This window comes from Ureibacillus terrenus (genome assembly GCF_006569205.1).
Lineage (GTDB): Bacteria > Bacillota > Bacilli > Bacillales_A > Planococcaceae > Ureibacillus > Ureibacillus terrenus.
The window spans coordinates 90,327-105,753 of record NZ_VIGD01000003.1 but is presented as its reverse complement, the minus strand read 5'-3'; the positions used below and the strand labels follow the sequence as shown (position 1 = coordinate 105,753).

The window sequence follows — 15,427 nt, the reverse complement described above, 5'->3', positions numbered from 1 at the left end:
GTTGTCGGCAAGGCAACTCCTTCTTTTAGGAGGACGGAATGCAGCGATATTTTATCAACGAACCTTTTAACGGACAGAAGCAGATAACGATTGTCGGCGAACCGGCCCATCACATCACGAAAGTCATGCGCATGAAAAAAGGGGATCGAATCGTTGTTGTCAACGACGGCACCGCTTATGTGTGCTCGATTCTTTCCGTCGGGCAGGAAGTGGTCGCGGAACAAACGGGTGAAACGGTTCCTTCCACGGAAATGCCCGTTCAAGTGGATATTGCCTGCGGATTGCCAAAGGGGGACAAGCTGGAATTCATTGCCCAAAAAGGGACGGAATTGGGCATGCATGCATTAATCCCTTTTGTGGCAGAACGTTCCATTGCGAAATGGGATGAAAAAAAGAGCGGCCGGAAAATCGAACGATTGTCCAAAATTGCGCAGGAAGCGGCGGAACAGTCCCAACGGACGTTTGTCCCGCTGATTTCGCCACCTCTTTCATTCCGACAACTGCTGGAATCCTTTTCATCTTATGATGCAGTGTTCGTGGCTGATGAGGAAGAGGCCAAGGGGAAGCGCACAAGATTTGCGGAACAGCTGAAAAAAGTGTATGATAGTGAGTCGAAGTCGATTTTATTTATTTTTGGGCCAGAAGGCGGAATTTCAAGGAAAGAAATCGAGGCCATGAAGGAACATGGAGCCATGCCTGTTGCTTTAGGCCCAAGAATCTTGCGGGCAGAAACGGCGCCTTTATATGTGCTTTCTGCCATATCCTATGAATTTGAATGAAAGAGGTGTACTGCCTTGCAAACGGTGGCATTTCACACGTTAGGCTGCAAAGTCAACCATTACGAAACCGAGGCCATTTGGCAATTGTTTAAACAACATGGCTATCAACGTGTCGATTTTGAAGAGCAAGCAGACGTTTATGTGATAAATACATGTACGGTTACAAATACAGGGGATAAAAAATCCCGTCAAGTGATTCGCAGAGCCATCCGCAAAAATCCGGATGCGGTCATTTGCGTGACAGGCTGCTATGCGCAAACATCGCCCGCGGAAATTATGGAAATCCCGGGTGTGGACATCGTGGTCGGTACGCAGGATCGGGCAAAAATGCTTGATTATATTGAACAGTACCGCAAAGAGAGACAGCCGATCAATGCCGTACATAACATTATGAAAAACCGTGTCTTTGAAGAATTGGATGTCCCGTATTTCACGGACCGTACCCGCGCTTCATTAAAAATACAGGAAGGATGCAACAACTTCTGCACCTTCTGCATTATTCCATGGGCAAGGGGTCTCATGCGCTCCCGCGATCCGCAGGCGGTCATCAAACAGGCTCAGGCTTTGGTGGATGCGGGGTATTTGGAAATTGTGCTGACAGGCATCCATACCGGCGGCTATGGCCAAGACTTCAAAGATTACAATCTGGCACAGCTGCTTCGTGACATTGAAGCGAATGTGAAAGGCATCAAACGGTTGCGCATTTCATCCATTGAAGCATCCCAGATTACAGACGAAATCATTGATGTTTTGCGCGAATCCAATATCATTGTCCGCCATTTGCACATCCCGCTTCAATCCGGTTCCGATACGGTATTGAAACGCATGCGCCGAAAATATACAATGGCGTTCTTTGCGGAAAGATTAAATAAAGTCAGAGAAGCGTTGCCCAATGTCGCGATTACATCCGATGTGATTGTCGGGTTTCCGGGGGAAACGGAAGAAGAGTTTATGGAAACGTACAACTTTGTGAAGGAATATAAATTTGCGGAACTGCACGTGTTTCCATACTCCAAACGGACAGGAACGCCGGCTGCAAGAATGGAAAACCAAATTCCTGAAGAAGTGAAAAATGAGCGGGTGCATCGCCTGATTCAATTGAACGACCAATTGGCGAAAGAATATGCTTCCCAATTTGAAGGGGATGTTTTGGAAGTCATTCCGGAAGAACACGCAAAAGAGTTTGGTCCAAACATGCTGTCAGGATATACGGACAATTATCTGCGGGTAGTGTTTGAAGGGCCGGCGGATTTGATTGGGAAATTGGTGAAAGTGAAAATTACAAAATCCGGTTATCCATACAATGAGGGCCAATTTGTGCGCGTGTTGGAAGAGCAAATGCAATGATGGATTGTGTCCAGTGGCTGCCGAAGGCCGTTTGTGGCTTCGGCAGCTTTTTGTTTGGATTGGCTGTTTTCAATTTTCACCTTAAAATGATAAAATTTCGTATGTTATCATAAGCAAAAATCGATCAAAATAAATCACTGAAAAAGGGGCGCTGTCGATGGCAACGAATTATGCTGCATTCATTGACCATACTCTGCTCAAGCCGGATGCGACAAAAGAGCAGATAAAACAATTATGCGAGGAAGCAAAAAAATATGGATTCGCATCGGTTTGCGTCAATCCATATTGGGTAAAGTACTGTAAACGTTTCCTGGAAGGTGCGAATGTCAAAGTTTGCACGGTCGTCGGCTTTCCTCTCGGAGCAACGACAACGGAGACGAAAGTTTTTGAAACAAAACAGGCAATTGAAAACGGCGCCGATGAGATCGACATGGTCATCAATATAGGGCTCCTTAAGACGCGTGATTATGAACGGGTGAAGGAAGAGATCCGTCAAGTGGTGGATGCCGCGGCGGGCAGATTGGTCAAAGTGATTATTGAAACTTGCCTGTTAACGGAGGAAGAAAAAGTTAAAGCATGTCAATTGGCGGTGGAAGCCGGCGCGGCATTCGTTAAAACCTCTACCGGTTTTTCAACGGCGGGGGCGACAGCGGAAGATGTGGCGCTGATGCGCAAAACCGTTGGAGAGCAAATTGGCGTGAAAGCTTCAGGCGGAATCAGAAGTTTTGTTGATATGAAGAAAATGATCGAGGCCGGTGCGGAACGTATTGGTACAAGCAGCGGCGTCAAAATAATAAATGAAACATTGTAGTTTTTTACTATTGACTTCCATTTTACATTACGATATACTTTTCAGGTACACATTAAAACGCATGTTTACCGTGTATTGACGTGTGTTCGGAAGGAGGGATAAGGAATGACTAAAACGATCGTAAGAAAAAACGAGACACTTGAAGATGCTCTTCGCCGTTTCAAACGAACAGTATCTAAAAACGGTACAATCCAAGAATACAGAAAACGCGAATATTATGAAAAACCAAGCGTAAGACGCAAGAAAAAATCTGAAGCTGCACGTAAACGTAAGTGGTAGTCTAATTAATGTCCATTAATTAAATTATCCCTTCGTTCGTAACACGCGTAAGATACACTTCAGCCAATAACGCCCCAGTATTTGATTGAAAACTCAAATACAGGGGTTTTATTTTTGCCGGTTCCAACGCAAGAGATTTTACAAAGGTTTGACAAATATGCATGAGGAATCCCGGAGAATTTTCAGGTACAATATAGATAAGCAGAAATATGAAAAATTTGAAACATTTTTTACACTTTGTTCGTATAGCTATTAACAATGTTTTGAAGGGAAGGAGGGGGAACATGGGTAAGCCAGGCATTTTGCGGTGGATTTTTGTTTTTGCGGCTCTATTTTTCTTATGGCCTACAGGCGCTTTTGCAAAAGAAAAAGTATACCACATTCCAATCGACCATGAAATCGACCAGGGGGTTTTGCAATTTTTAAAACGCTCCTTTCAAGAAGCAACTGAAAACAAAGCGCGTGCAATCATATTGGAATTACATACCCCTGGGGGCTATGTGGATGTTGCGTATGATATCGGCAAATTAATGGATGAAACACCGACAAAAATTATTGCTTTTATTAACTCCAGGGCTCTTTCGGCCGGGGCATATCTTGCACTTCATGCGGATGAGATTTATATGACGCCCAATGCAACAATGGGGGCGGCGCAAATTATTGATTTGAATGGAAATGCCGCAAGCGAGAAAGCAAATAGCGCATGGATCAAGAACATGCAGGCAGCAGCAGAGTCAGCCAACCGGAATCCCCTTTATGCCCGGGCGATGGCGGATGCCAGCGCGGATTTGCCCGAAATGAATAGCCCTAAGGGAAAACTGCTGACTTTAACAGCAAATGAAGCCTATCAGGTGAAGTATTCCGATGGTACAGTCCAAAATCTGGAGGAACTGCTGGCGGAAACGGGGCTGGAAGGCAGCGACGTTTCGACGGTTCATGAAACCTTTTTTGATAAGCTCGCAAGGTTTTTGACAAACCCCGTTGTGGTAACACTATTATTGACGATTGCCGCCCTGGGTTTGGCCATCGAACTGTTTTCGCCCGGATTTGGAGTGCCGGGAACAATCGGCATCATTTCATTGACATTGTTTTTCTTCGGCCATATCGTTTCCGGATTGGCAGGTTTTGAAACGCTCATTCTCTTTATCATCGGATTTGTTTTGTTGATCACCGAGCTTATTGTTCCCGGAGGTGTTTTAGGCGTCATAGGCGGTGCGCTCATGGTCATCAGCCTTTTATTTGCCGGCAAAAGCGTCGTTCACATGGCTTACTCGATTATCATAGCATTGGCGATTGCCATAATAGGAATGGTGATATTAGTGAAGTTTTTCGGAAAGAACCTGCATCTCTTTAGTAAACTCGTATTGAAGGATGCTACAACGTCGGAAGAAGGTTATGTATCCAATGTCAACCGCATTGATTTGATCGGGAAAGAAGGAATTACGCTCACCCCATTGCGCCCTTCCGGAACGGTTTTGATAAATGATGAACGAATCGATGTGGTTTCGGAAGGAAATTATATTGATGCCGACAAAAAAGTGAGAGTCATTGAAGTGGAAGGCTCGCGCATTGTTGTAAGAGAAATCAAAGAGAAAGAGGGAGAAAAAGAATGATGTTTATGGATGGAGTCTTCATCTCGACGATTATTGGCCTGGTTTTATTGATTATTGTTCTCGCGGTATTCTTTACATTTGTGCCGGTTGGCCTGTGGATCAGCGCTTTGGCAGCGGGTGTCCGCGTCAGCATTTTGACGTTGATCGGGATGCGCTTGCGCCGCGTTATTCCGGGAAGAATTGTCAATCCGTTGATTAAGGCGCATAAAGCGGGATTGGATGTGACAATCAACCAATTGGAATCCCATTACTTGGCCGGCGGTAACGTCGATCGGGTGGTGAATGCGTTAATTGCGGCGCATCGCGCTAACATCGAGCTGTCTTTTGAACGGGCGGCGGCCATCGACTTGGCAGGACGCGATGTATTGGAAGCGGTTCAAATGTCCGTTAATCCGAAAGTCATCGAAACTCCGTTCATTGCAGGGGTTGCCCTCAATGGGATTGAAGTAAAAGCGAAAGCGAGAATTACTGTGCGCGCCAACTTGGACCGTCTTGTCGGCGGTGCCGGTGAGGATACAGTGATTGCGCGTGTAGGGGAAGGTATCGTCAGCACAATCGGTTCCAGCGAATCCCATTCGAAAGTGTTGGAGAATCCGGACTTGATTTCCCAAACGGTATTGAAAAAAGGATTGGATGCCGGAACTGCATTTGAAATTTTATCCATCGATATTGCCGATGTGGATATCGGCAAAAACATCGGTGCCGAACTTCAAATCGAGCAGGCGCAGGCGGACAAAAACATCGCCCAGGCGAAGGCGGAAGAGCGCCGTGCGATGGCCGTGGCGAAAGAACAGGAAATGGTGGCAAGAACCCAGGAAATGAAAGCGAAAGTGGTGGAAGCGGAAGCGCAAATCCCGCTTGCGATTGCGGAAGCTTTGCGTTCCGGAAATATGGGCATTATGGATTATATGAACTATAAAAACATCGAAGCGGACACGAAAATGAGAGATTCCATTGCAAACGTCACAAAGAATCAGCAAGAGCAATAAGGTGATGCTCCTCCGGAAAGGAGTGTGAATATTTGGAAGCATTAATATTATTCATTATATTTGGGCTTATCGGTTCATATCTAAGCAATAAGTCAAAAGGGCAGCAAAAAACGTCCACGCCGCCTATACGGCCGCAAAAGTCCCGGCCGAAAGTGGAGATCAAAACTTTGGACGAATTCGCAAGGGAAATTTATGAGCAATTGAAAGATGAGGCGGCGGAACTGAAAAAAGAAACGGTGCAAAAAGTCGAAATCAAAGAGAAACAGCCGGAAGTTCAGCAACCGGCAAGCCCATCTTCCAAGCAAGCCGTCAAAAAAGAACAGCCAAAGGAGACAACGGTCTTGCCCAAAAAAACGATGCACAGGGAAAAGTCTCCATTGTCCTTCCTGACATCAAAAGAGGCATTGGTGAATGCCGTCATTGCACAGGAAATCTTGGGCCCTCCAAAATCGAAAAAGCGTTAAACAACTCATGTCCTCCCTTTAATGAGCATATACTTGCTCAAAGGGAGGACAGTTTTTTTGAAAAAATTATTCCAGTATGACCCCTTCATTGAAATGCTGAATTGCCGCCAATTACGTATAATCGGTGACTACAAATTTTTGGAAGCATCCGAACATCACTGCAAGTTTTATTATGAAGGTTTTCTCGTGACGATCGAGGCTGGCACAGTACATATCAATGTACTAAAAGACGAGGAAATTTTAGTACATGTTGATGAATTGAAATATTTTGAGATGAAGCGTCAGGTGAATGAGAATGAAATTATACGATAGCCGTCCTGTGGAAATCCGCGTAACCCGCAATGAGAAAGTGCATGAATTTATTCGCCGCCTGCAGGAGAATCGCGTAAAAGTGAAAGAACTGGAATATTTGGACGATGAAGTGCGATTTGAAATTTCCAAAAGAGATGTGGCCGCTGTCCGCAAATTGCGGAAAAAATACCATTTGAAAGTGAAAATACGGTATTTGCAGGAATCAAAAATTTTTCAAAAAACCGGCTGGACCATCGTCGGATTAGCGTTGATGGTAATGATTCCGATCATTTGCTCACAGTTTGTCTGGGATGTGGATGTGGAAGCGGAAACGCCTGAACTCGAGGCAAAAGTGGAAAAAGTGATCAAGGAAAAAATAAAATTGAATCAGCCCTTGTTAAAGCGCCGCCTTGTATCGGATCATGAAATTAGACAAACCATCATGGAAGAAATCCGCGACTTATCCTGGGTCCATATCATCAAAAAAGGAAGCAGCATCACCATTGTTCCCCAACTTGCGCCAATTACGGAAATTAAAAAAAATAAAAGTGACCGGCTCTATCATTTAATTGCCGCTAAAAGCGGAGTCATCACCCATTTCAACATTACCAGCGGCGAGCGCAGAGTGATGCCGAATATGACCGTTTACCAAGGGGATGTTCTTGTATCGGGGGTCATTCAGGTTGGGGAGGAAGAATATTTGGCCGTTGGTGCGAAGGGAGAAGTTTTTGCCGACTATTGGCTAGAAACGAGTTTTGAAATTCCGAGAAAAGTGCAATTTATTTCTGCTACTGAAAGTAAGTGGACGATTGGATTCAAAAATAATGGAGAGAAGGGGAAAGAACAATCGTTACAAGAAGTCAAATTGCCAAAGTGGATTTCAAATTATATCGAAGTCAAAAAAACCCAAAACTATATCTCAACTGTACAAGAACTCTCCGAACAACACATCGACTCATTTATCTTGCCTCTATTGCACGAAAAAATTTTGCAATCGCTGCCTCCAAAAACGAGAATCAAGAAAGAAAATATTTTGCACGTTACATTCGATGATGATAAAGTAAAAGGGAAAGTCCTGTTTTTGGTAAACGAGAATATTGCGAAAGAATATCCTATTGATCAAGGAGATTAGATATGGCGGAAGAAATGACAGAGTTGCATGTGGAAAATCCGAATGAAGCAGTGATGCTTCTTGGAATGGGAGATAAAAATTTAAAGCTCATTGAAGAAACGTTCAACTGCCGCATCATTACCCGCGGAGAAACCATCCAGATCATCGGGGAGGCCGAACAGAAGAAAAAAGCGGCAACCTTATTGAAAGAGCTTTTAAAAGTTATTCGAAAAGGCATCAACATTGATTTGAGGGATGTCGTCAGCGCCATTAAAATGGTGAATAAGGGCACCATCGAATATTTTTCCGAATTGTACAATGCGGAAATAGCGAGAACTTATACAGGGAAGCCGATCCGTGCGAAAACGATTGGTCAATTGCAGTACATAGAGGCCATTCGTTCCCATGAATTAGTTTTCGCTATTGGACCTGCGGGAACAGGAAAAACGTATTTGGCGGTCGTGTTGGCAACACAGGCTTTAAAAAATGGACAGGTCAAGCGGATCATTTTGACACGGCCGGCTGTAGAAGCGGGGGAATCGCTCGGATTTTTGCCGGGGGATTTAAAAGAGAAGGTCGATCCCTATCTTCGGCCGTTATATGATGCGCTTCACGACATTTATGGTACGGAGCATACGCAGCGCCTGATTGAGCGGGGGACAATTGAAATCGCTCCGTTGGCGTACATGAGGGGCCGTACATTGGATGATGCGTTCGTCATTTTGGATGAAGCGCAAAATACAACCCCGATGCAAATGAAAATGTTTTTGACCCGACTCGGTTTCGGTTCCAAAATGGTGATCACCGGTGATAAATCCCAGGTCGATTTGCCAAAGAAAGTGGAATCCGGGCTCATCATCGCCGAACGGGTATTGAAAAATGTGAAGGACATCAATTTTACGTATTTGGAAGCAGGAGATGTTGTAAGGCATCCGCTTGTTTCTAAAATCATTCAAGCCTACAAAGAAGAAGAGCAATAAACATGGAAAGCCGCCAAATATGATGGAAAAATGAGCCGATTGGTGTGATTTTTCTCACATCAATTGGCTATTTTTTCCTATTGAGTTATATGGATATAATATGATTTACTAAAAGAGTAAGATTTTTCTAGGAGGTTATTGAATGAATGAAACAAAGGAAACGAACGAAGTAATTGAAGCGGCGACAATCGAGAAAGTCAATCCATTTCTCTCCGTTTGGATGCATCCCAAGAAAACGGCCCGTTATGTAGTCCAAGAAAAAAGCCTTTTATTTGTATTCTTGATTTTATATTTGGGGTATTTCGGCACATTCTTTTCAAGTTATGATCCGGAAATTTTTCCGGAAATCCCTATTTGGGCGCTTATTTTAATCTCGGTGATTGCTTCTCCATTCATCGCTGTCATCAGTAACGCTTTTTCCGCTTTAGGAATTTGGCTCTTTGGAAAATTGTTTGCGGGAAAAGGAACATACCAGCAAATTTTTAAAGCGATCGCTTTAAGTGCATTGCCGTCCATCGTTTTAATTCCGATTTATCTTCTTTGGTTCTTAATCGATTCAAACAGCTTTTTATATCCTGGAGAAGGATTTTCTTTCTTTTCAATACTCAGCAATCTCGCCATATTTGTTACGTCCATTTGGGCTATTGTCATTTCAATCGCAGCGATTGCCGAAATCCATCAATTTTCAAACTGGAAAGCATTTTTTACACTGCTCCTGTTCACAATCGTTGTAGGTCTTATTATTGGATTCATCGCAATTATTATGGTTTTTTTAATTGGAATTGCCCTATTTATATGAGAAAATCGGTATGGGACTGTCCGAAAAGCCGGTTCATCGGCTTTTGGTACAGCCCATTTTTATTTTTTAAAAATCTATGATATCAATGAAAATCGGAAAAGAAATTGCTAAACTAGGTATATACAGTTTTTGGGGGTACGCTATGGATAAGCATTTGAAAAGTTTGTTGGATATGTTCGGCTTCCGGGTCTTTTTGATTGTCATCCTATTGATTGCCGGAGCTCTGCAGTTTTTCATGATGCTGGGCAATGTTCTTGGAGATACATATGATGTCAAAGCCTTTCAACTGGCACCCGAAACAATCCGGGCCGTTAAAACGGTGGAAGATGTGGAAAAAACGGAAAAAGAGCGGAAAGAAGCGGAGGAAGCCGTTGAACCGGTATATGTGTTTGACGAAGAAATTGCCGGACACCGGACAGCGCTTCTTGAAACAATCTATGAGATTGCAATGGACGTTCGGAAGGATATTTCAGCAGGCGGTAAAAATTTATCGAGGGAAGAACAAATCGGGAAGTTGAAAGAGAAATTGAAGGAAGTGACTGACGGCCAGGATTCCCTCGAGTTGACGGACGAGCATTTATGGACGTTGTTGACGGCCGATGAAAAAGAGCTGGACAATGCACAAACCAAGTTAATAAACTTTGTGCAAGATGCTTTGTCGAAGCCTGTCCGCAAGGAAAATGTTTCCGCCGTCCAGGATGGGCTGGAATCCAAAATACGCTCAGGGGGAGGAATCGATGAAGAGCTCATTCCTTTATATGTCACGCTGGGCAGGGCGGCAATCGTTGAAACGGAAAAACTGGATAAAGAAAAAACGGAAGAGCTGAAACAGCAGGCCCGTGAAGCGGTGGAGCCGACCCGCATCTTGCAGGGCCAAATCATTGTCCAGGAAGGGGAACTGATTGACCGGGAAAAATACCGCCAGCTGGAGTTGCTTGGAATGACCGACAACAAAACTTCAATCAAACCGGTCTTAGGGCTCGCCATTCTGGTTTTGCTGCAAATGGCATTCCTTTATTTTCTGTTTGACCATAGCAAAACGGAAGTGCAGAAGAAACGCCAGCAAGTGCTTGCAACGGTCATCATTTATCTTTTTTCAATCGGGCTGATGGAAATAACGGGCTTGTTGGATGATTTTGATGTACAGGTGGCATTTATTTATCCTTCCGCTTTGGCCACAATGCTGGTGAGCCTGTTGGCATCCCGGCAAGTGGCGAGTCTTGTGACGGTGATGGTGGCGGCCTCCGCGGGAATTGTTTTCCAGGAAGGATATTCGGCAGTGATGCAGATGGAGATTGCCTTGTACATTTTGCTGGGAGGATTTTCCTGCCTTTATATTATGAATTCCATCAAAAACCGTTCCGATATATTAAAGGCTTGCGGAATTGTGGTGGCAGTGAATGTTTTGTTTATCGCCGTCTATTTATTGATGTCCCAATCCCACTATGATCCTGCGGAGCTGTTGTTCTACGGAGCTGCCGCCGTTGTTTCGGGGACATTGTCCGGGGCATTGACAATGGGACTGTTGCCGTTTTTTGAATCGGCTCTCGGCATTTTGTCTACAATGAAATTAATCGAACTGTCGAATCCGAACCATCCGTTATTAAAGAAAATATTGACGGAAACGCCCGGCACTTATCATCATAGTATAATGGTGGCCAACCTGGCGGAAGCGGCCTGCGAGGCGATTGGTGCGGATGGCTTGCTTGCCCGTGTTGGAAGCTACTATCATGATATCGGGAAAACGAGACGACCTGTGTTTTTCGTCGAAAACCAAGTGTCCGGCATCAATCCGCACGACTCGCTGCCCCCGGAACGAAGCGCGGAGATCATCATTGCCCATACAACGGATGGCGCGGAAATTTTGAGAAAACATCGGATGCCGCAGGAAATTATCGATATCGCCCTTCAACATCACGGAACAAGTCCGTTAAAATATTTCTTGCATAAAGCGAAGGAAGAAGGAAAATTAAAAGACGAATCGAATTTCCGATACCCGGGGCCAAAACCGCAAACGAAGGAAATTGCAGTCATCAGCATCGCGGACAGTGTGGAAGCCGCAGTCCGTTCCATGAAAGAGCCGACTTCGGAAAAAATCCGAAGCCTAGTGCACTCCATCATCAAAGATCGGCTGGAAGACAATCAATTTGATGAATGCGATCTTTCCATCAAGGAATTAAAGATTGTGGAAAAAGTGCTTTGTGAAACTTTGAACGGCACCTTTCATAGCCGGATCGAATATCCGAAAGAAGAGCGAAAACAAGAACAAAAAATTTCGCGACACATCAATTCATCATCTGGATGATATATTTTAGGAGGAACTATGAGTTTAACAATCGATTTATTGGATGAAACAAATGAAGTAAGCGAAAAACATATTGAACTTGTCGAAAACCTGCTGCAACATGCGGCGAAATTGGAAAATGTCGGGGAAGCGGAAGTGTCCGTCACTTTTGTAACGAACGAAAAAATTCGTGAAATCAACCGCGACTACCGCGGCAAAGATCAGCCGACAGATGTGATTTCCTTTGCCCTGGAGGAAATGGGGGAAGGGGAAATTGAAATTGTGGGGGACATGCCGCGGGTGCTCGGCGACATCATCATTTCCGTTGAACGTACGCGGGAACAGGCGGAGGAATATGGACATTCATTTGAACGGGAACTCGGTTTTTTGGCTGTCCACGGATTTTTGCATTTGTTGGGTTATGACCATATGACGAAGGAAGAAGAGAAGATCATGTTTGGAAAACAGGAAGAAATTCTGTCATCTTTCGGACTGGGTCGTGATTCGAATGCGTAATTTTTTCCGTTCCTTCCGCTTTGCCTTTGAAGGCATTCTTCTGGCATCGAAAGAACGGAATATGCGGTTTCATTTGGTCAGCGCCGTAATCGTGGTGATTGCCGGTTTATGGACCCGTTTAAGCGCGTTGGAATGGCTCGTTTTAATCATCACCATTGCCCTTGTCATAGGACTTGAAATGGTCAATACGGCCATTGAATATGTTGTAGACATGGCATCGCCGGACTTCCATCCGATGGCAAAAGCCGCAAAGGATGTGGCGGCAGGGGCGGTGCTCGTCTTCGCGATTGCGAGCGTTATTATAGGATTGATCATTTTTCTTCCCAAATGGATATAACTAAGGGAGGTGTGTTCCCATACATATGGAAACGGAAAAATTGTTGGAAGAAGCGAAAATCGCCCGAGAAAAGGCCTATGCGCCCTACTCGAATTTTTCCGTCGGAGCCGCATTGGCTACAAAAAGCGGGAAAATTTTCACCGGCTCTAATATAGAAAATGCCAGTTACGGGCTTACGAACTGCGCGGAAAGAACGGCCATCTTTAAAGCGGTGTCGGAAGGGGAAAGGGAATTTGCTGCGCTGTTGGTCGTTGCCGATACCAAAACCCCCGTCTCCCCATGCGGCGCCTGCAGGCAGGTGATGGCGGAATTTTGCCCGCCGGAAATGCCTGTTTATTTGGCGAATATGGATGGCAAAATCACACAAACGACGGTAGAACAATTATTGCCAAATGCATTCAAATCGGAGGATATGGAAGATGCAGGAGAATAAAGGATTCAAATCAGGTTTCATTTCCATCATAGGAAGACCAAATGTTGGGAAATCAACTTTCTTAAATCGCGTGATTGGCCAAAAAATCGCCATCATGTCCGATAAACCCCAAACAACCCGCAATAAAATCCAAGGCGTGTTGACGAGGGAAAACAGCCAAATGATTTTTATCGACACGCCGGGAATCCATAAACCGAAGCATAAGCTCGGCGAATTTATGGTGAAAGTTTCAAAAAATACATTGCGCGAAGTGGATTTAATCCTGTTCATGGTCAATGCGGAGGAGAAACTCGGAAAAGGCGACGAATACATTATGGAAATGCTGCAGGATACGGATACGCCTGTCTTTTTGGTCATCAACAAAATCGATAAAATCCATCCGGATGATCTTTTAAAAATTATCGACGAATACCGCGGCCGGATGGATTTTGCGGAAGTCGTCCCGATTTCCGCACTGGAGGGAAACAATGTGGAACGGCTGCTGGAGACGATTGAAAAATATTTGCCGGAAGGGCCGCAATATTATCCGAGAGACCAGGTGACCGACCATCCGGAACGCTTCATCATTTCCGAACTGATCCGTGAAAAGGTGCTGCTGTTGACAAGGGAAGAAGTGCCGCATTCCGTTGCGGTAGTCATTGACCAAATCCGCCGGGATGAGAAAAATGAAAACGTGGTTCACGTGATGGCGACCATCATGGTGGAGAGGGATTCGCAAAAAGGAATTATCATCGGAAAAGGCGGATCCATGCTGAAAGAGATCGGAACCCTGGCGAGAAGGGATATCGAAATGCTTCTCGGCTCAAAAGTGTATTTGGAACTATGGGTAAAGGTCCAAAAAGATTGGCGGAACAAAATCACTTATTTGCGTGACTTCGGCTATCGGGAAGATGAATATTAACCTGAGGGAGCGGGTCTTTCCAACAAAGGCGCGCTCTTTGTTATACGAATTTTACTTTTTCAATGGCGGGAAGATAAATTTTCAGATTTGATGAAAAGGCCTCTAAAAAAGGGAAGTGCGAATGATGCTCAGCAAAATGGAAGGCATTGTTTTAAAAACAAAGGATTATGGGGAATCCAATAAGATTGTCACTTTAATGACGAAGGAAGCGGGAAAAATCGCCGTCATGGCCCGGGGAGCAAAGAAGCCGAGAAGCAGATTGGCGGCCATTGCCCAAACCTTTATGCACGGAATTTTTATTGTGCAGCGCACCACCGGTATGGGGACGCTGCAGCAAGGCGAGCTGATCCATTCCATGCGGCATATTCAGACGGATATCATCCGGGCCGCATATGCCAGTTACATAGTGGAACTTGTGGACCGGCTGATTGAAGAAGGGAATCCGGAGCCGTTTGTGTTTGAGGTTTTAAGGCAGGCGCTCTATGCCATTGACGAGGAATATGATCCGGAAGCGATTGCGCTGTTTGTCGATTGGAAGCTGCTTCCTTATGCCGGGGTAAGGCCGATATTGCATCAATGCGCCTCTTGTGGAGCGGTGGAAGGAGAGTTTGCCTTTTCTTTTGCCCAAGGGGGATTTCTTTGCCACCGCTGCTTCCATACAGATCCATACATCATCCGGCTTACGCCTGCCCAAGTGAAATTGATTCGCATGTTCGCGACGGTGCCGATTGAAAAAATCGGCAAATTGGAGCTGAAGAAAGAAACGAAAAGGTTCATAAAAAAGATTGTCACCACGATTTTTGAAGAGCAGACAGGGATGCGCTTAAAATCCCGTTCCTTCATTGAGCAATTGGAAAAATCCGAAGCTTTGCTGTCCTTGCAAAAAGATCGGGAAAATGACAAAGGCGTCTAACAACAGACGCCAAAAGTTTCCTTCTAATTCAAATCGGATAAAATGGGCATGATATCTTCTTTCAAAGTATCCCAAAACTGTTCCTCCATCTCGGGAATGATTTGTTCTCGATGTTGAAACTCCATAAACAGTTTTTCAATCCGATCGTCCACAAGCATCATCCGGTGGTTGATCCTTTCCCGTTCATCCTCAATATTTAACATAATAAAACTGTCCACCAAACGCTGGAGATGACGGCCTTTTTTGATGGCCAATTCGTACGCCTCTTTGTGGAAAATGCCCAAGGCCGTTGACATGTCGATCCGTTTTCGATGATATTCTGCTGCCTGGCGATATTGCTGGATTTTTACATTTGCATGGTACAGCAAATGGCTGAGGCTATTGCCCGATGGCACCTCTCTTTTCAAAATGGATCCCACCATTGCCTGCAATTGGTCATACACATCGGATTTTTGAATTTTTTCCTCTTTCTTGGAAGGTAACAATTGACTAATCCACATGATCATTCCCCCTAACATCCATCCCCTCAACTTCATTATACAGGAGCCTCCATGAATAATCACCATAAATTCTAACAATT

Annotated in this window: 18 protein-coding genes; 17 read left to right on the top strand and 1 reads right to left on the bottom strand. The window is 44.7% G+C overall.

What is annotated here, in order from left to right; genetic code table 11:
- The first annotated feature begins 38 nt into the window (after positions 1–38).
- From FKZ59_RS03495 to recO, 17 genes are all read left to right on the top strand, one after another.
- Complete coding sequence (locus FKZ59_RS03495) at positions 39–779, top strand: 16S rRNA (uracil(1498)-N(3))-methyltransferase (RefSeq protein WP_141601355.1); 741 nt, start codon at positions 39–41, stop codon at positions 777–779.
- Between the two features lie 15 nt (positions 780–794).
- A complete protein-coding gene (mtaB, locus tag FKZ59_RS03490) occupies positions 795–2,126 on the top strand; it encodes a tRNA (N(6)-L-threonylcarbamoyladenosine(37)-C(2))-methylthiotransferase MtaB (RefSeq protein ID WP_141601354.1) in 1,332 nt (443 codons plus the stop codon).
- 157 nt (positions 2,127–2,283) lie between these two features.
- Positions 2,284–2,937 (top strand): deoxyribose-phosphate aldolase, encoded by a 654-nt coding sequence (gene deoC / locus FKZ59_RS03485; RefSeq protein WP_141601353.1) that lies wholly within the window; start codon positions 2,284–2,286, stop codon positions 2,935–2,937.
- 105 nt (positions 2,938–3,042) lie between these two features.
- Complete coding sequence (gene rpsU, locus FKZ59_RS03480; protein ID WP_141601352.1) at positions 3,043–3,216, top strand: 30S ribosomal protein S21; 174 nt, start codon at positions 3,043–3,045, stop codon at positions 3,214–3,216.
- A 284-nt stretch (positions 3,217–3,500) separates the two neighbouring features.
- The gene (locus FKZ59_RS03475; protein ID WP_141601351.1) at positions 3,501–4,829 is read left to right on the top strand and encodes an NfeD family protein; all 1,329 of its coding nucleotides are present in this window, start codon (positions 3,501–3,503) and stop codon (positions 4,827–4,829) included.
- The gene (floA, locus tag FKZ59_RS03470; RefSeq protein ID WP_281279183.1) at positions 4,826–5,818 is read left to right on the top strand and encodes a flotillin-like protein FloA; all 993 of its coding nucleotides are present in this window, start codon (positions 4,826–4,828) and stop codon (positions 5,816–5,818) included. The genes FKZ59_RS03475 and floA overlap by 4 nt, the downstream gene beginning before the upstream one ends.
- A gap of 32 nt (positions 5,819–5,850) precedes the next feature.
- Entirely contained in the window at positions 5,851–6,282 is a 432-nt protein-coding gene (locus FKZ59_RS03465; protein WP_141601350.1) for a hypothetical protein, read from the top strand.
- A gap of 57 nt (positions 6,283–6,339) precedes the next feature.
- Positions 6,340–6,594, top strand: a complete 255-nt coding sequence (locus FKZ59_RS03460; protein WP_141601349.1) for a hypothetical protein — start codon at positions 6,340–6,342, stop codon at positions 6,592–6,594.
- Positions 6,578–7,705, top strand: a complete 1,128-nt coding sequence (locus FKZ59_RS03455; protein WP_181733165.1) for a sporulation protein YqfD — start codon at positions 6,578–6,580, stop codon at positions 7,703–7,705. Before FKZ59_RS03460 ends, FKZ59_RS03455 begins: the two co-directional genes overlap by 17 nt.
- A gap of 2 nt (positions 7,706–7,707) precedes the next feature.
- Entirely contained in the window at positions 7,708–8,664 is a 957-nt protein-coding gene (locus FKZ59_RS03450) for a PhoH family protein (RefSeq protein ID WP_141601347.1), read from the top strand.
- A 142-nt stretch (positions 8,665–8,806) separates the two neighbouring features.
- On the top strand, positions 8,807–9,463 hold the full coding sequence (locus tag FKZ59_RS03445) for a YIP1 family protein (RefSeq protein WP_141601346.1): 657 nt from the start codon (positions 8,807–8,809) through the stop codon (positions 9,461–9,463).
- A gap of 142 nt (positions 9,464–9,605) precedes the next feature.
- Entirely contained in the window at positions 9,606–11,768 is a 2,163-nt protein-coding gene (locus FKZ59_RS03440) for an HD family phosphohydrolase (RefSeq protein WP_141601345.1), read from the top strand.
- An 18-nt stretch (positions 11,769–11,786) separates the two neighbouring features.
- Positions 11,787–12,263, top strand: a complete 477-nt coding sequence (gene ybeY / locus FKZ59_RS03435; RefSeq protein WP_141601344.1) for an rRNA maturation RNase YbeY — start codon at positions 11,787–11,789, stop codon at positions 12,261–12,263.
- Complete coding sequence (locus FKZ59_RS03430; protein ID WP_408057432.1) at positions 12,256–12,600, top strand: diacylglycerol kinase family protein; 345 nt, start codon at positions 12,256–12,258, stop codon at positions 12,598–12,600. Before ybeY ends, FKZ59_RS03430 begins: the two co-directional genes overlap by 8 nt.
- 25 nt (positions 12,601–12,625) lie before the next feature.
- Positions 12,626–13,033: a cytidine deaminase gene (locus FKZ59_RS03425; RefSeq protein WP_141601343.1), complete on the top strand. Its 408-nt coding sequence runs from the start codon at positions 12,626–12,628 to the stop codon at positions 13,031–13,033.
- Complete coding sequence (era, locus tag FKZ59_RS03420; protein ID WP_141601342.1) at positions 13,020–13,934, top strand: GTPase Era; 915 nt, start codon at positions 13,020–13,022, stop codon at positions 13,932–13,934. The genes FKZ59_RS03425 and era overlap by 14 nt, the downstream gene beginning before the upstream one ends.
- A gap of 124 nt (positions 13,935–14,058) precedes the next feature.
- Positions 14,059–14,847 (top strand): DNA repair protein RecO, encoded by a 789-nt coding sequence (gene recO / locus FKZ59_RS03415; protein ID WP_141601431.1) that lies wholly within the window; start codon positions 14,059–14,061, stop codon positions 14,845–14,847.
- A 23-nt stretch (positions 14,848–14,870) separates the two neighbouring features.
- Here recO and FKZ59_RS03410 read toward each other — a convergent pair whose 3' ends face one another.
- Positions 14,871–15,347, bottom strand: a complete 477-nt coding sequence (locus FKZ59_RS03410) for a hypothetical protein (RefSeq protein ID WP_141601341.1) — start codon at positions 15,345–15,347, stop codon at positions 14,871–14,873.
- Positions 15,348–15,427: the final 80 nt, after the last annotated feature.